The sequence below is a fragment of the Roseovarius atlanticus genome (assembly GCF_019802205.1).
Taxonomy (GTDB): Bacteria; Pseudomonadota; Alphaproteobacteria; order Rhodobacterales; family Rhodobacteraceae; genus Roseovarius; species Roseovarius atlanticus_A.
Window position 1 is genome coordinate 1,034,326 of the sequence record NZ_JAHVHQ010000003.1, and the last position, 25,818, is coordinate 1,060,143.

Genomic DNA, 25,818 nt, shown 5'->3' on the forward strand with positions numbered 1-25,818 from the left:
TGAAACTTGTCTGGACCTGTACCGATGTCGCTGAACCACATCCGCCCGTGGCGTAATATCTACCGCCGGGAAAGCCGCCAGATCATGGTGGGCAACGTGCCGGTGGGCGGCGGCGCCCCGATCAGCGTGCAGACCATGACCAACACGGCGACGACCGACGTCAAGGGCACGGTCGCGCAGGTGCAGGCCGCCGCCGATGCGGGGGCGGATATCGTGCGGGTCTCGGTGCCGGACGAGGACAGCGCCCGCGCCCTGAAGGAGATCGTGCGCGAAAGCCCGGTGCCGATCGTTGCGGACATCCATTTCCACTACAAGCGCGGGATCGAGGCCGCCGAGGCGGGCGCGGCCTGCCTGCGGATCAACCCGGGCAATATCGGCAGCCAGGACCGGGTGCGCGAAGTCATCAGGGCGGCGCGCGACCACGGCTGTTCCATGCGGATCGGCGTGAATGCCGGGAGCCTGGAAAAGCACCTGCTGGACAAGTACGGCGAGCCCACGCCCGAGGCCATGGTGGAGTCCGGGCTCGATCATATCAAGGTCCTGGAAGACAACGATTTTCACGCGTTCAAGATCAGCTGCAAGGCGTCTGACGTGTTCATGGCCGCCGCCGCCTACCAGGCGCTGGCCGAGGCGACGGATGCGCCCATACACCTTGGCATCACCGAGGCGGGCGGGCTGACTTCGGGCACGATCAAGAGCGCCATCGGGTTGGGTAACTTGCTGTGGATGGGGATCGGCGACACGATCCGCGTCAGCCTGTCCGCCGACCCGGTCGAAGAGATCAAGGTCGGCTACGAGATCCTGAAATCGCTGGGCCTGCGCCACCGGGGCGTGAACATCATTTCCTGCCCGTCCTGCGCACGGCAGGGGTTCGACGTGATCAAGACGGTCGAAGCGCTGGAGGAACGGCTGGAGCATATCAAGACGCCGATGAGCCTGAGCATCATCGGCTGCGTGGTGAACGGGCCGGGCGAGGCGCTGATGACCGACGTGGGCTTTACCGGCGGCGGCGCGGGCAGCGGCATGGTCTATCTTGCGGGCAAGGCCAGCCACAAGATGTCGAACGACCAGATGATCGAGCACATCGTCGAGGAGGTCGAGAAAAAAGCCGCCGAGATCGAGGCGGCCGGAGAGGGTGCGCAAGCCGCGGAATGATGTCCGGTCAATGGCTTGCACGGTGATCTTCGCGCGCATCATATGCGCGTTGCCCAGCGTTTCGCGATATTCCGTGAGGCTGGTTGGCCCTGAAACGCCCTGATCAGCCTTCGTTGCGGATCTCGTCGGCGATCATTTCCATTTCCGCCTGCGGGACGTAGCCGCGCAGCATCTGGTTTTCCATCACGAAGGAGGGCGTGCCCGAGATCTGCAGGGCGCGACCGAGCGCGTGGTTTTCCTCGATCACGGCGGTGACCTCCTCGCTGCCCATCGCGGCGATGATGTTGTCCACGGGCAGGTCCAGCGGTTCGGCCATCCGGCGCAGCGCCGGTTCGGTGATGTCGCCGGAATAGGCCATGAGGGCCTCGCTGACGGCATGGTAGGCGTCGTCGCCGGCGACTTGCTGCGTGGCGATGGCAAAGCGCGACGCGGTGACCGATTGCTCGCCCAGGATCGGGAATTCCTTGACGATGAAGCGGATGTTGCCGTCTTCCTTCAGCAGGTTCGTCACCTCGGGATGGGCGCGTTTGCAGTAGCCGCAGCGATAATCGAGGAATTCGACCAGGGTGATGTCGCCGTCGGGGTTGCCGCCGACCCAGGAGTGGCCGTCGTCGAAGAGCGCGTCTGCATTGGCGGCCACGAGATCCTTGTCGCTCTGCGCCTGGGCGTCGGCCTCGCGCTGTTCCAGCACGGCGACGGCCTCCATGATGACCTCCGGGTTTTCCATCAGGTAGGCGCGGACCTCGTCACGGAAGGCGGCGCGTTCGGCATCGGTCATGGCATCGAGGTCGAGCGCCTGTGCGGGCAGGGCAAGGCCCAGGGCGAGGGCGGTCGCGGAAACGAGGGGACGGGTCATCCGGGCTCTCCTTTGCGGATTACATGGCGTGTTTGGGGCTTCGCGTGGATGGCGTCAAGCCGTGGCGGGCCAGGTGCATTGACGTGCGTCCGTTTTCCCTGTGAAACCCGGGTGTGGCCGCAATGTAGGGATATAAGGATGCGAAACTCAACCCGTTCGGAGGTCGATCCCTTTATCGTGATGGACGTGATGGAAGCCGCGCGGCGCGCCGAGGCGGACGGCCGGCACCTCATCCATATGGAGGTGGGTCAGCCGGGCACGCCCGCGCCCGAGGGCGCGAGGGCGGCGCTGGCGCGGGCGATGCAGGACGATCCGATGGGCTATACCGTGGCGCTGGGGCTGCCGGCGCTGCGCGCGCGGATCGCGCGGCTCTACGGCGAGTGGTACGACATCGACCTGTCGCCCGAGCGGGTGGTGGTCACGCCGGGTTCGTCCGGGGCGTTCATCCTGGCCTTCACGGCGCTTTTCGATACCGGGGCGCGCGTGGGCATCGGCGCGCCGGGCTATCCCAGTTATCGCCAGATCCTGAAGGCGCTGGATCTCTGCCCGGTGGACATCGAGACCACCCCCGGGCACCGCTATCAGCCCGTGCCGGGCGATGTGGCGGCGCACGAGCTGGACGGCCTGCTGGTGGCCAGCCCGGCGAACCCGACGGGGACGATGCTGGACAGGGACGCGCTGGCGGCGCTGATGGGGGCGGCGCAAGAGGCCGGTGCGGGGTTCATCAGCGACGAGATCTATCACGGCATCGAGTATGACACCCGCGCGGTCACCGCGCTGGAGGTCAGCGACGAGGCCTACGTGATCAATTCGTTCTCCAAGTATTTCAGCATGACGGGCTGGCGCGTGGGCTGGATGGTGGTGCCCGAGACCCATGTGCGCCGGATCGAGCGGCTGGCGCAGAACCTGTTCATCTGCCCGCCGCATGCCAGCCAGGTGGTGGCGCTGGCGGCGATGGAGTGCGGACCCGAGTTGCAGGCCAACATGGACGTCTACCGCGCCAACCGGGCGCTGATGCTGGAGGGCCTGCCGAAGGCCGGGTTCGACCGGATCGCGCCGCCCGATGGCGCATTCTACGTCTATGCCGATGTCAGCCACCTGACCGATGACAGCCGGGCCTTTGCCGCCGAAATCCTGGAGCGGGCCGGGGTGGCGGTGACGCCGGGGCTGGATTTCGACCCGGTGCGCGGTGGCGGCACGCTGCGGTTTTCCTATGCGCGGTCGACGGCGGATATCGAGGACGGCCTGGGGCGGCTGGCGGCGTTCATGGCGGCGCGGTGATCCGGTTGTGCGCCTGCGGCGCGCAGGTCTTGTTTGTCGAGGGGCGCTGCCCCTCCGGCCGAAACCGGGTTTCGGCCTCCTCCCCGGGATATTTCCGGCCAGGGGAAAAGCGGGCTGTGGGAATCGGTCGTGCTGGTGTAGACTGGCGACAACCAAGACCGAAAAGCGGCTGAGCAGTATGATCCGGGTATTTCTGGCAATGATGATGTGCCTTTGGGCCGTGGCGGCGGCGGCGCAGTCCTCTTTCGGCGGGCTGGCGCGGGTCGACATGGACGGCTCGCGGCTGTCGGATACACGGCAGGGCCTGGTGCTGGAACTGGCGCTGAGCCAGGGCGTGCCGTGGCGGGTGTTCACGCTGGAGGCGCCGGAGCGCCTGGTGGTGGATTTCCGCGAAGTGGACTGGCGCGGTGTGGACGCGGCCCTGCTGGACATGGCCGAGCGGGCGCGGGAGGTGCGCATGGGCAGTTTCCGGCCCGGCTGGTCGCGCATGGTGATCACGCTGGCCGGGCCCTACGCGGTAAGGGAAGCGGACATGGCGCTCGAGCAGGAGACGGGCGCGGCGCTCCTGTCGATCGAGTTGACGGAAGTGACCGAAGCCGCCTTCGCCGCGGCCTCGGGCGCGCCGGAGCTGCCGGGCTGGGACAGGCAGGATCTGTCGCCCGGCAAAGCCGCGCGCGGGGCGGATCCGGGCCTGTTCACGGTGGTGATCGACCCCGGGCATGGCGGCATCGATCCGGGCGCGGAGAAGGACGGCCTGTCGGAAAAGGACCTGATGCTGGCCTTCGCGCGCGAGTTGAAGGACGTGCTGTTGCGGCAGGCGGATGTCGAGGTGGTGCTGACCCGGGAGGATGACAGTTTCGTCTCGCTGGAACGGCGGGTCGCGATTGCCCACCAGGCCGGGGCGGGGCTGTTCATTTCGCTGCACGCGGATGCGCTGATCGAGGGGCGGGCGCATGGCGCGACGGTCTATACCCTGTCGGACAGCGCCTCGGACCGCGCCTCGGCGGCGCTGGCCGAGCGGCATGACCGCGCCGACCTGCTGGCCGGGATCGACCTGACGGGATCGGATGACGTGGTGGCCGACGTGCTGATGGACCTGGCGCGGATGGAGACGCAGCCCCGGGCCGAACAGCTGGCAAAGGCGATCCAGACGGGCATAAGGGAGAACGGGCTGCCGCTCAATTCGCGCCCCATGCGGATGGCCGGATTCTCGGTGCTGAAATCGCCCGATATTCCGTCGGTCCTGCTGGAGGTGGGGTTTCTGAGCTCGGACCGGGACCGTGCCAACATCGCGGACGCGGACTGGCGCGCCCGGATGGCGCAGGCGGTCAGCGACGCCGTCCGGGCCTGGCGCCAGGCCGATGCGGCCAACGCGGAACTGGTGCGGCAATGAGGCGCCGACGGCCCGGGCGCACCGGAATGTGTTTTGACGGCGCATCGCGCGGCGCCTATAGGAAGGCGATCTTGAAAGGACCCGTATCTTGCTGAGACCCATCACCACATTCCTGGGCACGATCTTCAGTCTCGTGACGCTTGTCGTCGTGGTGATCGCGCTGTCGATCGGGGCGGTGTTTCACATTTACGGCAAGGACCTTCCGAGCCACGAAAGCCTGGCGAATTACACCCCGCCGACGATCAGCCGGATCTATTCGGGCGAGGGGCGGATCATCGACGAGTTCAGCCGCGAGCGGCGGCTGTTCACGCCTGCCGAGGATATCCCCGACCTGGTGAAGCAGGCCTTCATCTCGGCCGAGGACAAGAATTTCTACAGCCATGGCGGCTATGACGCGCGCGGGATCGCCGCCGCGGTGGTCGAGGCGGTGCGCTCGCGCGGGCAGAACGTGCGCGGGGCGTCGACCATCACGCAGCAGGTGATGAAGAACTTCCTGCTGTCGGGCGACCGGCGGATCGAGCGCAAGATCAAGGAGATCATCCTGGCCACGCGGATCGAGGAGACGCTGAGCAAGGAGGACATTCTCGAGCTTTACATGAACGAGATCTTCCTCGGCCAGAATTCCTATGGCGTGACGGCGGCGGCGCAGACCTATTTCAACAAGCCCCTGCGAGAGCTTGCGCCGCACGAGGCGGCGTTCCTGGCGTCGATGCCCAAGGCACCGTCGGATTATCATCCGGTGCGCGAGAGAGAGCGGCTGATGAAGCGGCGCAACTTCGTGCTGAAGGAAATGTACGAGAACGGGTATATTGACGAGGCCAGTTACGAGACCGAGGTGGCGATGCCGCTGCGTTCGGTTCAGAATGGCGATTTCGAGCCGTTCTCGGCACAATTGCCGCCCCGCGATTATTTCACCGACGAGATCCGCCGCCAGCTGAGCCAGGATTTCGGGGAAGGCGAGTTTTTCTCGGGCGGGCTGGCGGTGCGCGCGACGATCGACCGGGAATTGCAGAATATCGCGGCCGAAGCCCTGCGCGAACAGCTCGAGACCTATGACCGGGGCACGGGCCGCTGGCGCGGCACCGGCAAGACGCTGCCGGCGGAGGCGCTGGAAAGCGAAGAGGCGTGGCGCGCGGCGCTGGCCGAGACTCGGGTCGCGCGTGATATCGTGCTGGACGGCACCTGGTATCCGGCGGTGATCCTGGAGATCGGAGACCAGCAGATGCGCCTGGGCATCGAGGGGGTCGAGGAAACCGAGGCCGAGCCGCATGTGGTGCCGCGCGAGGACATCGCCTGGCTGCCCGGCAATTTCCAGGAAACCTTCGAGCGCGGAGAGGTCGTGCACGTGCGGCGCATGACGGCCGACAGCGACGGCAGCTTCATCCGCTGGACATTGCGGCAGGTGCCCCAGGTGCAGGGCGGGTTCGTGGCGATGGACGTCAACACCGGCCGCGTGCTGGCGATGCAGGGCGGGTTCTCCTATCAGCACTCGGTGTTCAACCGCGCGACGCAGGCCAAGCGCCAGCCCGGGTCGAGCTTCAAGCCGTTCGTCTACGCCTCCGCGCTGGACAGCGGCTATACGCCTGCCACCATCGTGGTGGACGCGCCGATCGAGATCAACACGCCGCAGGGCCTGTGGCGGCCCAAGAACTCGTCGAACAAGTTCTATGGGCCCACGCCGTTGCGGACCGGCATCGAACAGTCGCGGAACCTGATGACGGTCCGCCTGGCCGAAGAGGTCGGCATGGAAACCGTGGCGAGCTATGCCGAGAAATTCGGTGTCTATGACAACATGAAGCCGTTCCTGGCCAACGCCCTGGGGTCCGAGGAAACCACGCTTTACAAGATGGTGGCGGCCTATTCGATGTTCGCCAATGGCGGTGAGCGGGTGCAGCCGACACTGGTGGACCGGGTGCAGGACCGCTATGGCCGCACGGTGTATCGCCATGACGCGCGGGATTGCACCGATTGCGGCGATCCGGGCATCCCGCGGTCGCGCAGCCCGCGCATCGTGTCCAACCGCGAGCGGGTCATGGACCCGGTGACGGCCTATCAGCTGACGTCGATGATGAAAGGCGTGGTCGACCGGGGGACGGCCCGCGGTGCGATCAACCTTCCGGTGCCGATTGCCGGCAAGACCGGCACCACTAACGACGCGCGCGACGTGTGGTTCGTGGGCTTTTCGTCCACCATCGCGGCGGGCTGTTACATCGGCTATGACCAGCCGCGCGGCATGGGGCGGAGCGCTTATGGTTCGTCGATGTGCGGCCCGGTCTTCCAGGCGTTCATGGAGAAGGCGATCCAGAAATACGGCGGCTCGGAGTTCAAGGTCCCCGAGGGCTGCGATTTCATCAATATCGACCGTTATACCGGCTCGCGCCTGCCCGACGGCGCGTCGGGCCCCAACGTCGTGTCGGAATGTTTCCGCGAGGGCGAAGACCCGCTGTTCGGGATCATGTTCGACGGTGGCTATGCGATGGGCGGCGATTTCGACCTGTTCCAGGCCGGCGAGACCGAGCAGGTGCGCGAGGTCACGACCTCGACCGGGAACAAGGCCCAGGTCGGGCAGAAATCCAGCTTCGGCAACATGAGCTCGGGCGGTCTCTACTGAGGGGCCGTCCTGCTGCGTCGCGGCGGTGCGCATGATCTTGTCCGCGGCGAAGGGCCTTGATATCACCAAGCCCTGAGCAGACCCAAGGACATCGCCACAATGCGCGCCGAGATACAGACACTTGTTTCCGAGATAGAGACGTCGCTGGAGCTTTTGCGCCAGCGGATGGGGTGGGAGACCGCGCAGCACCGGCTGGAAGAGTTCAATGCCCGCGTCGAGGACCCCAACCTGTGGGATGACCCGACCAAGGCGCAGGCGCTGATGCGCGAGCGGCAGGCGCTGGTGGATGCCATCGAGACGCATGATTCCATCAAGGCGGAGCTTGAGGACCAGACCGGCCTGATCGAGCTGGGCGAGATGGAAGACGACAACGAGGTCGTGGCCGAGGCCGAGGAGGCGCTGCGGCGGCTGGCCAAGCGGGCGGCGGCGAAGGAGCTGGAGGCGCTGCTGAACGGCGAGGCCGACAGCAACGACACGTTCCTCGAGATCAACGCGGGCGCGGGCGGCACGGAAAGCTGCGACTGGGCCAACATGCTGGCGCGGATGTATGTCCGCTGGGCCGAGCAGCATGGCTATACGGTCGAGCTGCAATCGGAGACGCCGGGCGACGAGGCCGGGATCAAGTCGGCGGCCTACAAGATCAGCGGGCACAACGCCTATGGCTGGCTGAAATCGGAATCGGGCGTGCACCGGCTGGTGCGCATCTCGCCCTACGATTCGGCGGCCAAGCGGCACACCTCGTTCAGTTCCGTCTGGGTCTATCCGGTGGTGGACGACAATATCGAGATCGAGGTCAATCCCAACGACATCCGCATCGACACCTACCGCAGTTCGGGCGCGGGCGGGCAGCACGTGAACAAGACCGACTCGGCGGTGCGGATCACGCACCATCCCACAGGCATCGTCGTGACCAGCTCGGAAAAGTCGCAGCACCAGAACCGCGATATCGCCATGAAGGCGCTGAAATCGCGGCTGTACCAGCTGGAGCTGGACAAGCGGAATGCCGATATCAACGCCGCGCACGAGGCCAAGGGCGACGCGGGCTGGGGCAACCAGATCCGGTCCTACGTGTTGCAGCCCTACCAGATGGTGAAGGACCTGCGCACCGGGCACGAGACCAGCGACACCAAGGGCGTTCTGGACGGGGATCTGGACCCGTTCATGGCCGCCACGCTGGCGCTGGACGTGTCGGGCAAGTCGCGGGCCGAGGCGCAGGGCGAAGATGTTTAGGGCGATTGCCGCAGCGGGCATCGTGACGATGCTGACCGCTGGCGGCGCTTGGGCCGATGACGCCTCTGTGCGGGCCTACCTGTCGGAAAATGGCTGCGTGGTCGGCCCGCAGGCGCGCATGACGCAGGACATGCCGACGCCGGAGTTTCATGCCACTTTGACAACCTATGCCGAGGCGGCGCTGGCGCGGGGCGAGGCGGAGAGGCACGGCGACTGGATCGTGCTGGGGCCCGAGATCTGCACCATCCAGCCGCCGAAGATCGACAGCCGCTACGACATCGACTCAGCGGTGGTTCAGCGCGGGATCGGGGCCATAGATGCCCATGCGGAGTTCGAGGAATACGGCTGTTTCATCGTGGGCGAGGACATGCAGCAGGCGCTTATGCAGCAGGATGGCCTGACCCGCGACGCGGCGGCGGTCGCCTATTACAGGATCCTCGCGGAGGGCGTGCGGTCGGGCCGTGTCAGCTTTTTCTCCGACGATCCGCTGCGCACGCCTGTGGGATTTCAGGTGCTGACGGGCGCCTGTGCGGACGTCCCGGGAATCGACGCGATCCGGCGCAGCCAGGCGCTGATGCTGGAGCATTTCGACACGCTGGTGCGCGACAATGCCAGCCGCGTGACGTGTGACGCCAACGTGGCGCCGGTCACCGTCGAGGTGGGGCAGACCCTGGCGGAACTCACGAACGGGGAGGCGGTCAACGCGTGGACGATGATGGACATGATGATGCTGGCCATCGGCACGGGCTGGGTCGAGGGCATCAACGCAACCGAGCGCGGCACGCCGCGTCCACCGATCTGTTCCCATGTCGAGTGATCCGCTGACACTGACCGCCGCCGAACAGGCGCGCGCGATTCGCGAGGGGCGGCTGCGCGCGGCCGACCTGATGGCGGCGACACTGGACCGGATAGAGGCCGTGAACGGCGCGCTCAATGCCATCGTGTCGATGCGCGAGCGTGAGGCGTTGCTGACCGAGGCGCGTGCGGCGGACAAGGCCGAGGCGAAGGGCCCGCTGCACGGTTTGCCGCTCGCGGTCAAGGATCTGGCCGATGCGGCGGGCTTGCCCACCAGCCACGGCTCACCCGCGTTTGCCGGGCAGATCGCCGCCGAAGACAGCCCGCATATCGCACCGCTGCGCGCGGCGGGAGCGATTGTCATCGGCAAGACCAACACGCCGGAATTCGGGCTGGGCAGCCACACCTACAACCCGGTGCATGGGGTCACCGCGAACCCCTATGACCTGACGCGCAGTTGCGGCGGGTCGTCGGGCGGCGCGGCGGTGGCGCTGGCGGCGGGGATGCTGTCGATCGCGGACGGCTCGGACATGATGGGCAGCCTGCGCAACCCGGCGGGCTGGAGCAACGTCTACGGGATGCGCCCCAGCTGGGGCCGGGTGCCGGGTGGGGCCGAGGGCGATGTCTTCTTGCATCGCTTGGCCACCAACGGTCCGATGGCCCGCTGCCCCGGCGACCTTGCGTTGCAGCTGGACGTGATGTCGGTGCCGGGGAAGGTTGGCCTGCGGGGGCCGGATTTTGCGCCGGTCGGCGCGTTGCGCGGCGAGGCGGCGGGCCTGCGCGTGGCCTGGCTGGCGGACTGGAACGGCGCGTTGCCGTTCGAGGACGGTATCCTGCCCCTGTGCGAGGCGGCGCTGGACGTGCTGGGGCAGGTGGGCTGCGCCGTGGACAGCCCCGCCGCGCCATTTTCCCGCGAGGCGTTGTGGCAGTCCTGGACCGCGCTGCGCAGCTGGGCCGTCGCGGCGGACAAGTCGCCGATGTACGAGGATGAAACGCTGCGCGGGCATCTCAAGCCCGAGGCGATCTGGGAGATCGAGCAGGGCCGCGCGCTGTCGGCGCTGGACGTGCATGCGGCGAGTGTGCTGCGCTCCGACTGGCTGCGCGCCGCGGACGCGTTTTTCGAGCGGTTTGACGTCATCGCGCTGCCCACGGCGCAGGTCTGGCCGTTCGACAAGACGCTGGACTGGCCGAAGGCCATCGCCGGGCAGGGGATGGACACCTATCACCGCTGGATGGAGGTGGTGGTGCCCGCGAGCCTGTTGGGCCTGCCCGCGGTTGCGGTGCCCGCCGGGTTCGGGCCACAGGGCCTGCCGATGGGGCTGCAGCTGATCGGGCGGCACGGTGACGATGCGCGCCTGCTGGAGCTGGCCGAGGCCTATCACCGCGCGACGCGCTGGCCAGAGACGCGGCCGCCGACACTGTAGGAATTGCAAACCCAAATTCGGCTTTGCCGACGCGCGGGCAGGCTGTAGGCTTGTCGCCCGAGGGAGGATACCATGGGCGAAAGGGAACAGCATGCGCGGCCGCTGGGTGTGCCGGAGCTTGGCGATGTCCGGCTGGACATGCTGGGCACGGCATTGCGCCGGGGTTTTCGGGACATGCGTCGAGCGCCCGGCTACGCTCTTCTTTTCGCGGGCGTCTACGTGGCCATCGGCTGGGGCATGATCTGGATCACCTGGGTCACGGGACAGACCTATTGGCTGGTCTTCGCGGCGGTGGGGTTTCCGCTGATCGGTCCCTTCGCGGCGGTCGGTCTTTACGAGGTCAGTCACCGGCTGGAGACCGGCACGCCGCTGGTGGCGAAGGACATCATGGGCGTGATTTTTGACCAGAGGCACCGGCAATTGCCGTCGATCTGCGCCGTGGTGATCGTGGTGTTCCTGTTCTGGTTCTTCCTGGCGCATATGATCTTTGCGCTGTTCCTGGGCTATTCGACCATGACCAACGTCTCGACCTCCTACGACATCTATCTGACGAGCGAGGGGCTGACGATGCTGGCCGTGGGCAGTGCCGTGGGCGCGGCCTTTGCGCTGTTGCTGTTTTCGATGACGGTGGTGGCGTTGCCGCTGCTGCTGGACCGCGAGGTGGATTTCGTGACGGCGATGATCACCAGCATTCAGACCGTCGCGGGCAACCCGGTGCCGATGTTGTGCTGGGCCGCGATCGTGGCGGTGCTGACGTTCGTGGCACTCGTTCCAGGCTTTCTGGGTCTGTTTCTGGTCCTGCCGCTTCTGGGCCATGCCACGTGGCACCTCTACCGGCAGATCGTGGTGGCAGGTGAGGACAGACGCGCCGGTGAGGCAAGCGATGACCGAGGCGGTGCGACAGCCACCTGACCTCAGGCTTTTTCCTCGGACTTGGCGCGGTCCCAGAGGGCATCCATTTCGGCCAGGTCCGACTCCTGCGGGGACTTGCCGTCTTCGGCCAGCAACGCCTCGATCCGCTGGAACCGGCGGGTGAACTTGGCGTTGGCGCGGCGCAGGGCCTGTTCGGGGTCGACCTGCATGTGCCGGGCCAAGTTGGCCATGACGAAGAGAAGATCGCCGAATTCCTCCTCGATCTCGTCGGGGCCAAGCGTGTCCGCGGCCTCTTGCAGCTCCTGCGCTTCCTCGGTGATCTTGTCCAGGACGTGCGAGGCATCGGGCCAGTCGAAGCCCACACGCGCCGCGCGTTTCTGGAGTTTTACCGCGCGCATGAGGGCGGGAAGGCCGACCGCCACACCGTCGAGCACGCCGGTCTGGGCCTTGGCCGCCCGCTCGGCCGCTTTGACGGTTTCCCAGTCGCGGGTCTGTTGCTCGGCGGACTTGTCGCGGTTCTCGTCGCCGAAGACATGCGGGTGGCGGGCGACCATCTTGTCGGCGATGCCGTTGGCCACGTCGTCGAAGTCGAACAGCCCCCTGTCGTCGGCGATCTGGGCGTGGAACACGGACTGGAACAAGAGGTCCCCCAGTTCGTCGCGCAGCTCGGACCACTGGCCGCGCTCGATGGCGTCGGCGACCTCGTAGGCTTCCTCGATGGTGTAGGGGGCGATGGTGCCGAAATCCTGTTCGATGTCCCACGGGCAGCCGGTGTCGGGATCGCGCAACGCGCGCATGATCGCGCGCAGCCGGGGCATCCCGCCCTTGGGGTCATGGATCAGGTCATCGGGCATTGCACCGTCCTTCTTTCTGGCGTTGAGTGGACCCTGACCGCAGAGCAAAGAGGAGTCCAGACGCTTGGCCATCATCAACCGGATCGCAGGGTTTGCCGAGGACATGACGGCGTGGCGCAGGCATCTGCACCAGCGGCCCGAGCTTGGGTTCGACTGTCATCAGACCGCCGCCTTTGTCGTCGAGCGGTTGCGGGAGTTCGGCGTGACCCAGATCGAGACGGGGATTGCGCAAAGTGGCGTGGTGGCGGTGATAGAGGGGCAGGGGCCGGGGCCGACCATCGGGCTGCGCGCCGACATGGATGCGTTGCCGATTCACGAGACGACGGGCGTGCCATACGCCTCGGAAACGCCGGGCGCGATGCATGCCTGCGGGCATGACGGGCATACGACGATGCTGCTGGGCGCGGCGCGCTACCTGGCCGAGACGCGCAACTTCAAAGGCCGAGTCGCGCTGATCTTTCAGCCCAGCGAAGAGGCCGGGCCGGGCGGCGGGCGGATCATGGTCGAGGAGGGGATCATGGAGCGGTTCGGCATAGAGCAGGTCTATGCGCTGCACACAATGCCGGGCGATGCCGAGGGGCGGTTCAGCACCACGCCGGGGCCGATCATGGCGGCGGTGGACACGTTCCATATAGACATCACCGGGCAGGGCGGGCACGGCGCCTTTCCGCACGAGACGCGCGATCCGGTCGTGGCGGCGGCGGGGATGGTGCAGGCGATCCAGACCATCGTCAGCCGCAACCATCACGCGCTGCAGGACCTGGTCGTCTCGGTGACCCAGATCCACACCGGCAGCGCCGAGAATATCGTGCCCGAGACGGCCTATGTGAACGGCACGATCCGCACCTTTGCCCCGGAGGTGCAGCAGATGGTGCATACCCGGCTGGAAGAGATCATCGCGGGGCAGGCGGCCTCTTACGGGGTCGAGGCGTCCTTGCGGATCGAGACGGGCTATCCGGCGACGGTGAACCATGCCGACCAGACGGGTTTTGCCGCCGAAGTGGCGGGCGAGGTGTCGGGCCCGGACATGGTGCAGACCGACCGGCAGCGCGAGATGGGGGCCGAGGATTTCGCCTTCATGCTGAACGCGCGGCCGGGGGCCTACCTGTTCCTGGGACAGGGCGAGGGGCCGGCGCTGCATCATCCCGGGTTTGACTTCAACGACGCGGTGGCGCCGGTGGGGGCGTCGTTCCTTGCCCGGCTGGTAGAGCGGGCGCAGCCGCTGAACGGATAATAAGGAGGGCGCAAGGATGGCGCTGGAGGATGCGAAGAAACAGGTCGACCAGGCGTTCACGCGGAATGATTTGCGCGGGCTGTCGTTCGAGAACGCCTTTGGCGGGGCGCCGTCCTTTCTGCGGCGGAAGTACAGCAAGGATTTAAGCGGCGTGGACGTGGCCATCACCGGCATCCCGTTCGACCAGGCGGTGACCAATCGCACCGGCACGCGGCTTGGTCCGCGGGCGGTGCGCGAGGCGTCGAGCCTGCAACCTTTCGATTCGCCGATCTACTGGGACGGCTACAGCCCGCTGGAGGCGCTGGCGATTGTGGATTACGGCGACATGGCGTTCGATTATGCCAAGGTGTCGGAGTTTCCCGCCGCCCTGACCGAGCATATCCGCGGCATCCTGAAGGGCGGGGCGGCCAGCATCGCGATCGGGGGCGATCATTATATCTCGTTCCCGATCCTGCGGGCCTATGCCGAGACATACGGGGTGCTGTCGCTGCTGCATTTCGATGCGCATTCCGACACCTGGGCCGATGACGACATGGAGCGGATCGACCATGGCACCATGTTCTACAAGGCCGTCAAGGAAGGGCTGGTGGACCCGGCACGCTCGATCCAGGTGGGGATCCGCACGGTGAACGAGGATAACCTGGGCGTGCCGACCCTGACCGCGCGCGAGGTGCACGAGATGGGGCCCGCCGCCGTGGCCGCGCGTATCCGCGAGGTTCTGGGCGACGCGCCGACCTACATGACCTTCGATATCGACTGTCTCGACCCGGCCTTCGCGCCGGGGACGGGCACGCCGGTCTGGGGGGGGCTGGCCAGCTGGCAGGCCGCCGCGATCCTGCGCGATATCGCGGGGATCAACCTTGTGGGCGGGGACATGGTCGAGGTGTCGCCGCCCTTTGACACCACCGGGGCCACGGCCATTGCCGGCGCGCATGTGGTGATGGAGATGCTGTGCCTCTGGGGTTGGGCGCGGCGATAGGAAAGGGAACGGACATGTATTATCTCACGCGGATCTTTGTCGTTCTGGTGTTGGCGCTGATCGCGTTTGCCGTCTACGTGCGGCTTGCGCCCTCAAACGCGGAGGACTGGCATGTGCTGCCGGACGGGCTTGAGCCGGGCGACGGGCGGAGCAGCGCCGTGCGCGTTGTCTCGGACGCGGGCGAGACACTGAGCCGGTTGGACACGATCATTCGCGACACGTCGCGTACCACAGTTCTGGCGGGTTCGGTCAACGAGGGGATGATCACATATGTCACCCGCTCGGCTCTGTGGGGGTTTCCCGATTACACGACGGTCGCGCAGCGGGACGGGCGGATCGTGCTTTACGGCAGGGCGCGGTTCGGCAAGTCGGACCTCGGCGTCAACGCCAAGCGGCTGGACGGGTGGCTGTCGCAGCTATGAGCTGAGGCAGCCGTCGGACACCTTGCGCCACATCGGCACGTTCAGCGACATCTGGCACTGTGCCATGAAGCTGCGCCCGTCGACCTGCAAGCAGATCGTCTCACCCATCTCGACCCGTGTCCCGGACTTGTCGGTGCAATAACATTCAACGGTTTTCCCCTGCGCCGAGGCCAGCACGGGCGCCAGTGCGAAGAGAAGGATGAAAATCCGTTTCATGGCTCGAGGCTAGCACAGCTTGGCGACTTGACCAAGCGCCACGAATAGGCAACACCGCGCAAATGGTGCCATTGGACAAACTTCGCGAGATCACGCAGCGGTTCGAGTATATCGAGGCGCAGATGTCGGCCGGCACGGGCGATATCGCGCAGCTGGGCCGGGAATACGCCGAACTGCGCCCGGTGGTCGAGGAGATCCGCGCCTACAACGCGGTGCTGGACGGGATCGAGAGCGCCCGCGCCATGCTGGACGATCCCGAAATGAAGGAACTGGCCGCCGAGGAGCTGGACGCGCTGGAAGAGCAGCGGCCGGGCCTGGAAGAGCGTCTGCAACTGGCGCTGCTGCCGCGCGACAAGGCGGATGCGCGGCCTGCCATCATCGAAATCCGGCCCGGCACGGGTGGCGAGGAAGCGGCGCTGTTCGCGGGTGATCTTCTGCGCATGTACCAACGCTATGCGGAAAGCAGGCGCTGGACCTTCGATATCATCGAATACAGCGAGACCGAGCTGGGCGGGGTGAAGGAGGTCGTGGCCAACATCAAGGGCGAGGGCGTCTTTGCGCGGCTGAAATTCGAATCCGGGGTGCACCGGGTACAGCGCGTGCCCGAGACGGAATCGGGCGGGCGCATCCATACCTCTGCCGCGACGGTGGCCGTGCTGCCCGAGGCCGAGGACGTGGATATCCAGATCGACGCGAATGACCTGCGGATCGACACGATGCGCAGCTCCGGCGCGGGTGGCCAGCACGTGAACACCACCGATTCCGCCGTGCGGATCACGCATATCCCCACCGGAATCGTCGTCACCAGTTCCGAGAAATCCCAGCACCGCAACCGCGAGATCGCGATGCAGGTGCTAAAGACGCGCCTGTTCGACATGGAACGGCAGAAGATGCACGATGAACGCTCGGCCAGCCGGGCGGCGCAGGTGGGCTCGGGCGACCGATCGGAGCGCATCCGCACGTACAATTTTCCGCAAGGCCGCATGACCGATCACCGGATCAACCTGACGCTCTACAAGCTGGACCAGGTGATGCAGGGCGATCTGGACGAGGTGATCGACGCACTGACCGCCGATGTGCAGGCGGCGCTGCTGGCGGAGATGGAAGGGTGAGCCAGACGGTTACCGACCTTGTGCGCCACGCCGGGGTCGTGCTGAAGGCCGCGGGCATCGAGGACGCGCCGCGCGAGGCGCGCAGCCTCGTGGCTCTTGCCCTGGAAACACAGGCCGAGCGGATCAGCGTGATGGCACGGGACGCAGCGCCGGCCGCTGCCATGGCGCGACTGGAAACCTTGCTTGAGCGCCGCACCGTCGCGCGTGTTCCGCTAACCCACCTGACCGGGTGGCGCGACTTCTATCGCCACCGTTTCGAGGTCAGCAGCGCGGTTCTGGACCCGCGTTCCGATACGGAAACGCTGGTCGAGGCCGCTTTGGAGCAGCCATTCGAGCACGTGCTGGACCTCGGGACGGGATCGGGATGTATCCTGCTGTCGCTCTTGGCGGCCCGGCCCGGCGCGGCGGGGGTGGGCACGGATATTTCGCCCGAGGCCCTTGCCGTGGCCGACCGCAATGCCCGCAGTCTGAACCTGGCCGGCCGCGTGATGCTCTTGCGCTCGGACTGGTACGAGGCGGTCGAAGGCCGGTTCGATCTCATCGTGTCCAATCCGCCCTATATCGCGGTCGACGAGATGGCGGGGCTTGCGCCCGAGCTGTCGCACGAGCCGCGGATCGCGCTGACCGATGAAAGCGACGGCCTCGAGGCTTACAGGAGACTCGTGCCCGGTGCCCCCGCGCATCTGCGCCCGGGCGGGCGCCTGCTGGTGGAAATCGGTCACACGCAAGCGGCGGATGTGACCCGGCTGTTCGAAACCGCGGGCTTTCGCGAGATCGCGGTGAGGCGCGATTTAGAGGGGCGCGACCGCGTGGTCGGCGGCTTGATGCCGGCTGGACCCCCCTGAATCGGGCTGTTTTGCATGGTTTTTGCCGAAAATTCGACCTAAGCCCTTGTGAAAACCGTCGCGGCATGTTTACTGGACGTATCACAACGCCGTGGGTCCTTGCGACACCCGTATGTGAATTCAAGCCAGCACATTGATCCGGTCTTCACAGACGCAAGGGGCGTCACCCGGAACAAACAGCGCTTCAAGCAATAGGGCTGACAACCACTTATGAGATCATCGAAGTCACGTTCGCGGAACAAGTCCAACCGCAACCGTTCGCCCCTGGGCAATGTCGTCAACCGCGTGTTCGACAGTTCCGGCCCCGAGGGAAAGGTGCGCGGCACGCCGCAGCAAATCATCGACAAGTACAACCAGCTTGCCCGCGACACGCAATTGGCGGGCGACCGGGTTCTGACCGAAAATTTCCAGCAACACGCCGAACATTACCTGCGGCTTCTGGGATCGGCCCAGAAGGAGCAGGATCAGAAGCGCGAAGAGCAGGAGCGCCAGAACCGGGAGCGTCAGGCCGAACGCGACCGCGAACGCGCGCAGCGCCAGGAGCGCGAGTCGAACGGCGAGAGCGATGCCGGCAACGACGCGTCAACGGATTCGTTGCAAAGCGATTCCTTCGGCGACAGCGGTCTGGTGGAAACCCCGGAAAGCCAGTCGGACGACAAACCGCAGAAACCCAAGCGCGCCCGCAAGCCTCGCAAGAAGCCGGACAGCGGCAACGACGGTGGCGGCGGCGAGCAGGGCGATAACGGCGGGTCCGAGCCATCTGCCGCGGCAGAGTAGCCCCCGGTCAGTCTTGGGGCCGCGCGCCCGTTGCCCGGACCGCGTTCGCGATCCGGGGCGTTTCCGTGGTTCAGTCGTCAAACGTGCGCGCAAGGGCGCAGAACTGTTCCAGGCCGACGGTTTCGGCCCGGTCGGTGGGCTTGATTCCTGAGGCGATCAACCGATCCTCGATATCGGGTGCAAGACCCTTCAGCGCCGCCCGCATCATCTTGCGCCGCTGATTGAAGGCGCGGGCGACGACACGTTCCAGCACCTTTGGGGCGGCCTCGAATCGCGGGGTTTGCCGCGCCTTGATGTGGACGACTGCGCTGGACACTTTCGGTGGCGGAGTGAACGCCCCGGGCGGCAGTTGCAGCACGATCTGCGCGTCGCTGCGCCACTGGGCCAGGACGGCCAGCCGGCCATAGGCCTTGGATCCCGGTTGCGCGACGATACGCTCGGCCACCTCGCGCTGGAACATGAGCGTCAGGCTGTCCCAGAAAGGCGGCCAGGCGGCCGGTGTCAGCCACCGCACCAAGAGTTCGGTTCCCACGTTGTAGGGCAGATTGGCCGCGATCTTGATGGGCGGCGTCAAAAGAGCGGCCGCGTCGATTTCCAACGCGTCGCCGTTGATGATGTCGAGCCGCCCGGGATAGGCGGCGGCGATATCCTTCAGCGCGGGGATGCAGCGCGCATCCTTCTCGACCGCCAGAACGCGGCGCGCGCCTTCGGCCAGCAATCCGCGGGTCAGCCCGCCCGGGCCCGGGCCGATTTCCAGGACATCGGCGGTGCCGATGTCACCGGCCATACGCGCGATCTTGGCTGTCAGGTTGAGATCCAGAAGAAAGTTCTGCCCCAACGACTTGCGCGCGGTCAGCCCGTGCGTGGCGATGACCTCGCGCAGGGGGGGCAGCGAGTCGATCGCGCTCATGCGCGGGCGGCGCCCATGCGGGCGGCCAGGCGGACCGCTTCGATCATCGAGGTCGGATTGGCCATGCCCTTTCCGGCGATATCCAGTGCCGTTCCGTGATCGGGCGAGGTGCGCACGAAGGGCAGGCCCAGCGTGACGTTGACGCCGCGGTCGAAATCCAGCGTTTTGATCGGGATGAGCGCCTGGTCGTGATACATGCAGATCGCCGCGTCATAGCCGGTTCGGGCGCCGGCGTGAAACATGGTGTCGGCGCTGAGCGGGCCGCGCAGGTCCATGCCTTCGCCCCGCAGCTTGTCCAGGACGGGCGCGATGATCTCGATGTCTTCACGCCCCATCTTGCCGCCTTCGCCTGCATGGGGATTGAGCCCCGCAACCGCGATGCGCGGAACCACGATTCCGAAGTCTCGGATCAGACCGGCATGGGTGATGCGGATCGTCTGTTCGAGGCTGTCCGGTGTCAACGCGGCGGGCACCTGAGATAGTGGCATGTGGATGGTGGCGGGCACGACTCGCAGTTGGTCGCTGGCCAGCATCATCACGACATGCTTTGCACCTGCCAGGTCCGCCAGGAACTCGGTATGTCCCGGAAAGGCGAACCCCGCACCGTCCTGAAGCGCCTTCTTGTGGATCGGCGCGGTGCAAAGCGCGCTGACGGCGCCGCGCTGCAGGAGGGTGACCGCCGTCGATATCATCTCGATGACCGAGCGGGCATGGTCGGGGTTTGGCCGCCCGTGCGTCAAAGGCCCCTCGAAGCGATGCGCGAGCACCGGCAGGGCGCTTGCTGCGCATCGAGGCGCGTCTTCCGGGGCGTCGATCCGGGCAACCGGCACATCCTTGGGCAGGTGGTCCGGGTCACCCAGGTAGACGACCGGCACCTCGTCTTTCAGCGCGTGCCAGGCGCGGGCCGCGATTTCAGGCCCGATGCCCGCGGGTTCGCCACAGCTTATGGCGACAGGCAGCGCGGCGGACCTTGCGGTCATTCCAGTTCGACGATCCGGGCTTCGGCCCGCAATTCCTCGAGATAGGCACTGGCGTAGCTGTCCAGACGGCGGCTTTGGATGAAATTGGTGAGCTGCTCGACGCCGGGCGCCTCGCCGTCGGTCTTGGGCGTCCGGCTGCACAGCATCAGCAGGACCAGCGTCTGACCGCCCGACCGGGTCACCGCGGTCGATATTTCGCCCGGATCCAGCTTTGTCAACGCCAGACGGATGTCGTCCGGGATTTCGCTTGGTGCCTTGCTGCCGCGTTCCAGCACTTGCTCGGGTTGTCCGTGAGCGATGCCGTAGAGGTCATCACAGGTGTCGGTATCGGCGTCGATCCGGGCGGCGCGGGCCAGGGCCTGCTCCGTGCGGCCGCCGTCGATGTAATAGGCGGCATACTCGATTTCCTCGTACTCGCGCGCGGGCTGGTCGGTTTCCTCGATGTCGCGCAGCTGAAACAGCGCGATGGCCCCCTGCAGCGGCAAGGGATCGCTGACCTCGCCCGGGGCAAGGCCCAGCACCACCGGGCGCAGACCTTCGGGCAGATCGTTGATCGCGACCCACTCCATGCGGCCGCCACGGCCGGCGCTTTCCGTGGCCGAGTAACGGCGCGCGGCGGCGGCGAATTCCGCCTCGGTGGTGTACTGGCTGATCTGGTTGGCACGGTCCTGGATCGCTTGCGGGTCGCCGTTGCCCAGCGGCATGATGATCTCTGACAAAAGCACGCGCACGCTGGTCTGGTTTCCGAAGGACAGCCGGGCGCGGGCGATGTCCTCTTCGTCGACGTTGATTTGAGGTGCGAACCGCGCGCGTGAGAACTCGCGCCACGTCATCCCGGCTCGGACGAAGTCGCGAAAGCTCGATTCGTCCACGCCTGCCTGTCCCAGGGATGTGATCATCTCTTCGGCGCTCAGGTTGGCGCGGCCGGCGAATTCCTCCATCCCGGCCATCAATTGTTCATCTTCCAGGACGAAACCGGCGTTGGTGGCGGCGTCCAGCTTCAGGCGGTCCTCTATCAGCTGCTCGCGGGCCAGTTTCTGCGGGTTGCCCGGGGCGCGGAACAGCTGGAGCATCCGCGCCCGCTGGGCGAGCTCGTAGCGGGTGATGGCCAGGTCGTTGACCTTGATCACGGCCTCGAAGGGATTTTGCTGCGCCTGCGCCGCGCCGGAAAAAGTGCCGGCCGCAATTGCAAACAGCACGAGAAGCGCGGAGGAAATAAAGGAAGGTCTTGGCATCATTGCTCGCATGTCCGGACGTAACTCTTGTCTCTTGTCTTGGTGGTGAAGCCACGAAGCCCCACCGTGAAACTGATATCGGTCGATGGCACGAGGATAGTGGAAGAGGTGAACCGACGCGAGGCCGAAAGCGAGATATCCACGCACTCGTTGGTGTATGTGACCCCGATCCCGGCGCGGACGGATTCGTCGCTGGCCACGTCGTAACGCCAGTCGGCGCTGCCGGTCCAGTGCCGGGACAGGCGGTAGGACGCGTCGAACGCCCATTCGGAGATATTGTTGGGCCGGGCCTCGGCCACGTCATTGCGCAGCCAGATATAGGTGCCGCCCACCTGGGCGCGGTCGTTGCGCCAGCTTGCCCGCGCCTCGGCCTTGGTCGTGACGAAATCGTCGTCGAAAAGACCGCGCGCGGTGATGGCCAGGCCGTCGTCGGTCTTGAATTGTCCCGCGATCAGAAGGTCCGAATAGCGGTCCTGCAGGCCCGAGGAATTGGTAAAGGCAAACCCGCCGGCAGGATCGAGCTGCACCTCGTCGCGGACCACCTGTCCGACGGCGAACGTGCTTTGCCAGCCCTTGTTGCCATAGCGGGTCCAGCTTAGCCCGTAGGCGGAGCTGAAGCCGCGTTCGCGCCGGTCCGGCGCGGTAAAGCGGGACGTGGCGAACAGGTTGCCTTCGTCGAATTCGATCCGCGTGCTTTCGTCGTTGGGCACAAAGGGGTTGCTGCCCCCGACCCAGGCCAGCTGCATCACCGGCTCGACGACATGGGTGGCACCGTTCGAGGTGGCCTTCACAAGCGGCCAGCGCAACTCGACCGAGGCGGAGGGCGTGACTTCGACCGCGTCCGACTGGCTGGTGAGACCGGCCTGGCTTATGTGGAAACTGTCGACCGCCAGGCCCACCTGCGCCGAGGCCAGCACGCCGGGGCCAAGGGTCCAGCTTCGGTGCCAGTCCGCGCTCAGCGTGAAGCGCCCCACGTCGCGCCCATCGGCGAAGGGGTCGAGATCGGGCCCGTCGATCGCAAGGTCTGACGAGCGATAATGCGCGTGGCTGAGAAAACCGAGGCGAATCTCTCCGCCCGGCGCATAGGCCAGCTGGATGCGCTTTTCGTATTCCCCGTTCGACACGATCGTGGGCAGGGTCGAATTGCTCTCGCCGGCGCGCAGCGACCGAAACCCGGTCAGTGCCACGCGGATGTATTCGTCGCGCCGGGCGCGTTCGACCGAGATCTCGCTGTCCAGCCGGTCCTTGCCGGAATACCCGTAATCCAGCAGGTAGGTGTCGTCATTCACGGCTTCGATGTCGAAGCGCAGGGTGAAATCGCGCGGAAGGGCAAAGGTGCCCTCGGCGAACACGTAGGATTTGAAGCTGCGCCCGCCGATATCATCGTCGCTGAGCGCGCCTTCGACCTCGACCAGGCCGTTGCGGAACGCTTGCCTGTAGCGCAGTTCCAGCGTGCGGGTTTCGGTCGAGATATAGGGCGTGACGGTCAGGTCCTTGTGATCGCCGATGCGGATGAAATACGGCACCCGTGCCCCGAAGCCCAGAAGTGACGAGTTGTTGAGCGTCGGCACCAGGAATCCGGTGGCGCGCTCCAGCGTCGGATCGGGCAGCCGCAGGCGGGGCAGGTAGAAGACCGGAGTGCCCAGCACCTCGAACTGGGCGCCATCAAAGTAGAGCTGTCTTTCCTGCTGGTCGTGAATGACCCGGCGCGCGCGCAGTTGCCACAGCGGTGGACTCTGGGAGTTGCAGACCCGGCACGAGGTGACGGCGGCCTTGTAAAGCTGGTTGTAGCGGCCGTTTACCCGCGCCAGCTCGTTGGCGGCCAGTTGAATCTGGTCGTCCATCACGATCCGGGCTCCGGTCATCAGGCCATTGCGCATCTCGCGGTCCAGTTCCGCACTGTCGGCCAGAACGAACATGGTGCCGTCGGCTTCTTCCAACGAGATCGGTCCGCTGACACTCAGGGTTTCGGTTGTCCGGTCATAGACGATCCGTGATGCCTTGAGCCTGCGGCCGTCGTAGAGCGCCTCGACATTGCCGGTGGCGACCAGTTGCTCGTTTCCGTTGAGGAACACGTCATCGGCCACCAGCACCGCCGGCTGCGCCGACTCACCTGACCCGGCCGGCAGCGCGCCGTCGACGCGGCTTTGCGCTTCCGCCCCGCCGCCATGGCCGAAGGCAAGTGCAGCCAGCACCGCGCATATGCCCAGCCCGCGCCTCATCCGTCCTCCAGGTGCAGCAGGATGCCGGCCGCCAGCATGAAGGACGCCACCGGCGGGGCCCAGGCCGCAAGGTAGACCGGGATCTGTCCGTTTTCGCCAAGAATCTGCGCAAAGTTGCGGATGTAATGCAGGGTAAAGCCCAGCATCACCGCGATCAGCACCGAGACGCCGGTGTTGCTGAGCCGCGCGTGCCGCATCGTGAAGGCGGCGGCGACCATGACGAGCGCCACCAGGAAGAGCGGGCGCGACAGCTCCATCTGGAACCACACGGCATATCTGCGGGCGGAGAATCCGGCCTCTTCCAGCTGATTGATGAACGCGGGAAGGTCCCACAACGAGATGTATTCCGGCTTGCCGAAGCTGTCGATGATACGGTCCTGCGTGAGCGCCGACGGAAGATCGAGCTGCGCGATCTCCTCGGCAGACGCCTCTGGGTTCCGGCCTGGGGAAAGATCCCAGATCTTGGCGTTCTTCAGGTCCCACTGGCCGGCCTCGAGGCTGGCTGTCTCGGCCACGATGCGCTGCTCGGGCTCGCCTTCGGGGGAAAAGTTGATGAATGTCGCGTCGTAGAGCGTGGTGACGTCGGAACTGGCGCGGGCGGCGTGGATCACGGTCTGGCCCTCGGAACTGCCCTGGCGCAGCCACAGGCCCTCGGACGCGATGGCCAGAACGCTGGTGCCGCCGCCCATGTAGGTGTTCACCACGTCGTTGTAGCGTTTCGACGCCGCCGCGACGAGCGGGTTGAGCATGGTGATCGACAAGACCCCGATCAGCGCCGCCACCGTGACGGGCGCGGCGAGGCTGCGCAGCGCCGAGCGGCCCGCGGCCCGCGTCACGACCAGTTCGGACGATCGCGCCAGCCGCAGAAAGAGGGCGACGGCGGACAGGATCACGACCAGCGGCAGGATTTCGTAATTGGCGTGCGGCACGTTGAGCAATACGACGCCAAGCACATCCACGAAGGGCAGGTCGGGAAAGTCCTGGAGCTCGTCCACGAGGTCGATCAAGGCCAGAAGGATCACGAAGACCGATGCGATGGCGACGAAGGTCCACAGGAACTTGCGGGCGAAATAATAGTGCAGGATCATGCCGCGCCCTCCGCCGAGCCCGAGGAGCCGCGGCGCGGCCCGAACGGCCAGAGCCGCCGCACGAAGCCGGGATGCGCCGCAAGGTAGAGCAGGATCACGGTCAGCCCCGCGCCGATGCCGGTCGGCAGGTAGATCAGGGGCCAGGCGGTTGCGCTCGCAAGGACCGCGCCCGACACGGCGCCCTCGACCATCTTGATCATCACCAGCAAGGTGAAGGCGCCCACGATCTGCCACCAGACGCCGAACCGGCTGTAGGTGCCCACCAGAAGCGTGGCAAACCCGATCAGGGCGGCGACGATGCACATCAGGGCCTGCGCAATACGGCCATGCGCCTCGTAGAGAACCTCGGGCACCGTTCTGCCGGTGATCTCGGCCATCTCGGCCGAGCGGAAGAGCAGGTCGCCGGTCAGCGCGAAGTCCACGCGGTTCAGGTTCGTGGGATCGCGCGAAATGAGCCTGCTGATGTCATAGGAAAAATCGTCGAAATGGGTCGTGAACAGGCGGTTGCCCTCGGCGCGCAGGTTCTGTGCCAGCCCCTCGACCATCACCAGTTTGGTACCGCCGCCTTCCTGAACGAGGTAGGCTTGGGTCGAGGTGTAGGTCACCGGCGTCTGCGCGTTGCGCCGGTCGGACAGGAAGACGTCGCGCAATTCGCCTTCGGGCGTGATGTCGCGGATATAGAAGGTGATGCCGGGGGCCGGGTGCAGGAACTCTCCCTCGGTCAGGAGCTTGGCGGTGATGTTCTGGCTGACCTCGGCCTGGCGCAGGCGCAGCTGGCCGAGGCTTTTCGGGATCAGGTAGTGGCTGAGCACCGACATCATGAGCGCGATGAGAATCCCGTAGATCAGCACCGGGCGGATCAGGCGCCAGGGTGAATAGCCGGTCGCCTGCATCACCGTCATCTCGGACTCCGTGGTCATCCGGTTGGTGACATAGACCGCCCCGGCGAAGGTCGCGATGGGCAGGACCACGCCGATTACGCCGGGCAGGGTCAGGGCGGTGAACTCGAGGAAGATCCAGGCAGGCTGGCCGTCGCCGATCAGCCGGTCGAACATCCGCACCGCCTTGTTGATCCAGAAGATCGACACCAGCACAAGTGCGAAGAACCCGAACAGCACCATGAATTGCGACAGCATGTACCTGTCGAATCTGGTCACGCTTTCCCCCCGCGGTCTAGCAGCATTTCACGGCAAGTTATGCGATTTGATTGCGGGGGAAAACCGATAAAGCGACGCGGGCCGGCGGTTTGCGGCCGGCACTGGCCTTCCACTTCGCGAGGCGCTAGGTCTGGTGGCGAAAGACAGACAATTTCCGCGCAAGGAGCAT

The 25,818-nt window shown here is 66.1% G+C and carries 23 protein-coding genes; 14 read left to right on the forward strand and 9 right to left on the reverse strand.

The window, feature by feature from the left end; genetic code table 11:
• Positions 1-24 precede the first annotated feature (24 nt).
• A complete protein-coding gene (ispG, locus tag KUV49_RS11010) occupies positions 25-1,155 on the forward strand; it encodes a flavodoxin-dependent (E)-4-hydroxy-3-methylbut-2-enyl-diphosphate synthase (RefSeq protein WP_222450969.1) in 1,131 nt (376 codons plus the stop codon).
• 103 nt (positions 1,156-1,258) lie between these two features.
• Here the strand turns inward: ispG and KUV49_RS11015 are convergent, their stop codons facing one another.
• On the reverse strand, positions 1,259-2,011 hold the full coding sequence (locus KUV49_RS11015) for a DsbA family protein (protein ID WP_222449986.1): 753 nt from the start codon (positions 2,009-2,011) through the stop codon (positions 1,259-1,261).
• A gap of 138 nt (positions 2,012-2,149) precedes the next feature.
• On the opposite strand from KUV49_RS11015, the gene KUV49_RS11020 reads away from it, so the two are divergent.
• The 7 genes from KUV49_RS11020 to KUV49_RS11050 all read left to right on the forward strand — a co-directional run bounded on the left by KUV49_RS11020 (position 2,150) and on the right by KUV49_RS11050 (position 11,657).
• A complete protein-coding gene (locus KUV49_RS11020) occupies positions 2,150-3,292 on the forward strand; it encodes a pyridoxal phosphate-dependent aminotransferase (protein WP_222449987.1) in 1,143 nt (380 codons plus the stop codon).
• A gap of 178 nt (positions 3,293-3,470) precedes the next feature.
• On the forward strand, positions 3,471-4,685 hold the full coding sequence (locus tag KUV49_RS11025; RefSeq protein WP_222449988.1) for an N-acetylmuramoyl-L-alanine amidase: 1,215 nt from the start codon (positions 3,471-3,473) through the stop codon (positions 4,683-4,685).
• A gap of 88 nt (positions 4,686-4,773) precedes the next feature.
• The gene (locus KUV49_RS11030) at positions 4,774-7,296 is read left to right on the forward strand and encodes a penicillin-binding protein 1A (RefSeq protein ID WP_222449989.1); all 2,523 of its coding nucleotides are present in this window, start codon (positions 4,774-4,776) and stop codon (positions 7,294-7,296) included.
• Positions 7,297-7,395: 99 nt separating this feature from the next.
• Complete coding sequence (gene prfB, locus KUV49_RS11035; RefSeq protein WP_222449990.1) at positions 7,396-8,526, forward strand: peptide chain release factor 2; 1,131 nt, start codon at positions 7,396-7,398, stop codon at positions 8,524-8,526.
• Positions 8,519-9,343: a hypothetical protein gene (locus KUV49_RS11040; protein WP_222449991.1), complete on the forward strand. Its 825-nt coding sequence runs from the start codon at positions 8,519-8,521 to the stop codon at positions 9,341-9,343. Before prfB ends, KUV49_RS11040 begins: the two co-directional genes overlap by 8 nt.
• Positions 9,333-10,745 (forward strand): amidase, encoded by a 1,413-nt coding sequence (locus KUV49_RS11045; protein WP_222449992.1) that lies wholly within the window; start codon positions 9,333-9,335, stop codon positions 10,743-10,745. Before KUV49_RS11040 ends, KUV49_RS11045 begins: the two co-directional genes overlap by 11 nt.
• A gap of 72 nt (positions 10,746-10,817) precedes the next feature.
• Positions 10,818-11,657, forward strand: a complete 840-nt coding sequence (locus tag KUV49_RS11050; RefSeq protein WP_222449993.1) for a DUF2189 domain-containing protein — start codon at positions 10,818-10,820, stop codon at positions 11,655-11,657.
• 2 nt (positions 11,658-11,659) lie between these two features.
• Here the strand turns inward: KUV49_RS11050 and mazG are convergent, their stop codons facing one another.
• Positions 11,660-12,472 (reverse strand): nucleoside triphosphate pyrophosphohydrolase, encoded by an 813-nt coding sequence (gene mazG, locus KUV49_RS11055; protein ID WP_222449994.1) that lies wholly within the window; start codon positions 12,470-12,472, stop codon positions 11,660-11,662.
• Between the two features lie 64 nt (positions 12,473-12,536).
• Between mazG and KUV49_RS11060 the strand changes: the two genes are divergently transcribed.
• Genes KUV49_RS11060 through KUV49_RS11070 form a run of 3 tightly spaced genes read left to right on the forward strand, consistent with a single transcriptional unit; the run spans position 12,537 to position 15,107 of the window.
• A complete protein-coding gene (locus tag KUV49_RS11060; RefSeq protein WP_222449995.1) occupies positions 12,537-13,706 on the forward strand; it encodes a M20 aminoacylase family protein in 1,170 nt (389 codons plus the stop codon).
• 16 nt (positions 13,707-13,722) lie between these two features.
• Positions 13,723-14,685, forward strand: coding sequence for an agmatinase (gene speB / locus KUV49_RS11065; protein WP_222449996.1), 963 nt, complete (start codon positions 13,723-13,725; stop codon positions 14,683-14,685).
• A 14-nt stretch (positions 14,686-14,699) separates the two neighbouring features.
• The gene (locus KUV49_RS11070; protein WP_222449997.1) at positions 14,700-15,107 is read left to right on the forward strand and encodes a DUF1499 domain-containing protein; all 408 of its coding nucleotides are present in this window, start codon (positions 14,700-14,702) and stop codon (positions 15,105-15,107) included.
• Here KUV49_RS11070 and KUV49_RS11075 read toward each other — a convergent pair.
• A complete protein-coding gene (locus KUV49_RS11075; RefSeq protein WP_222449998.1) occupies positions 15,102-15,323 on the reverse strand; it encodes a hypothetical protein in 222 nt (73 codons plus the stop codon). The genes KUV49_RS11070 and KUV49_RS11075 overlap by 6 nt on opposite strands.
• Positions 15,324-15,385: 62 nt before the next feature.
• Here KUV49_RS11075 and prfA point away from each other — a divergent pair, with 62 nt between their 5' ends.
• The 3 genes from prfA (at position 15,386) to KUV49_RS11090 (ending at position 18,057) form a co-directional block, all read left to right on the forward strand.
• Positions 15,386-16,435, forward strand: coding sequence for a peptide chain release factor 1 (gene prfA, locus KUV49_RS11080; RefSeq protein ID WP_222449999.1), 1,050 nt, complete (start codon positions 15,386-15,388; stop codon positions 16,433-16,435).
• Positions 16,432-17,280 (forward strand): peptide chain release factor N(5)-glutamine methyltransferase, encoded by an 849-nt coding sequence (gene prmC / locus KUV49_RS11085; RefSeq protein ID WP_222450000.1) that lies wholly within the window; start codon positions 16,432-16,434, stop codon positions 17,278-17,280. The genes prfA and prmC overlap by 4 nt, the downstream gene beginning before the upstream one ends.
• 210 nt (positions 17,281-17,490) lie before the next feature.
• Positions 17,491-18,057: a DUF4167 domain-containing protein gene (locus KUV49_RS11090; protein ID WP_222450001.1), complete on the forward strand. Its 567-nt coding sequence runs from the start codon at positions 17,491-17,493 to the stop codon at positions 18,055-18,057.
• A gap of 70 nt (positions 18,058-18,127) precedes the next feature.
• Here KUV49_RS11090 and rsmA read toward each other — a convergent pair whose 3' ends face one another.
• From rsmA to lptF, 6 genes are read right to left on the reverse strand one after another with little or no spacing between them, the layout of a single operon-like run.
• On the reverse strand, positions 18,128-18,967 hold the full coding sequence (gene rsmA / locus KUV49_RS11095) for a 16S rRNA (adenine(1518)-N(6)/adenine(1519)-N(6))-dimethyltransferase RsmA (RefSeq protein WP_222450002.1): 840 nt from the start codon (positions 18,965-18,967) through the stop codon (positions 18,128-18,130).
• The gene (gene pdxA, locus KUV49_RS11100; protein ID WP_222450003.1) at positions 18,964-19,947 is read right to left on the reverse strand and encodes a 4-hydroxythreonine-4-phosphate dehydrogenase PdxA; all 984 of its coding nucleotides are present in this window, start codon (positions 19,945-19,947) and stop codon (positions 18,964-18,966) included. Before pdxA ends, rsmA begins: the two co-directional genes overlap by 4 nt.
• Positions 19,944-21,146 (reverse strand): peptidylprolyl isomerase, encoded by a 1,203-nt coding sequence (locus KUV49_RS11105; RefSeq protein ID WP_315899500.1) that lies wholly within the window; start codon positions 21,144-21,146, stop codon positions 19,944-19,946. The genes pdxA and KUV49_RS11105 overlap by 4 nt, the downstream gene beginning before the upstream one ends.
• A 35-nt stretch (positions 21,147-21,181) precedes the next feature.
• Positions 21,182-23,404, reverse strand: a complete 2,223-nt coding sequence (locus tag KUV49_RS11110; RefSeq protein ID WP_222450005.1) for an LPS-assembly protein LptD — start codon at positions 23,402-23,404, stop codon at positions 21,182-21,184.
• The gene (gene lptG / locus KUV49_RS11115; RefSeq protein ID WP_222450006.1) at positions 23,401-24,492 is read right to left on the reverse strand and encodes an LPS export ABC transporter permease LptG; all 1,092 of its coding nucleotides are present in this window, start codon (positions 24,490-24,492) and stop codon (positions 23,401-23,403) included. Before lptG ends, KUV49_RS11110 begins: the two co-directional genes overlap by 4 nt.
• A complete protein-coding gene (gene lptF, locus KUV49_RS11120; RefSeq protein ID WP_222450970.1) occupies positions 24,489-25,628 on the reverse strand; it encodes an LPS export ABC transporter permease LptF in 1,140 nt (379 codons plus the stop codon). The genes lptG and lptF overlap by 4 nt, the downstream gene beginning before the upstream one ends.
• Between the last annotated feature and the right edge of the window lie 190 nt (positions 25,629-25,818).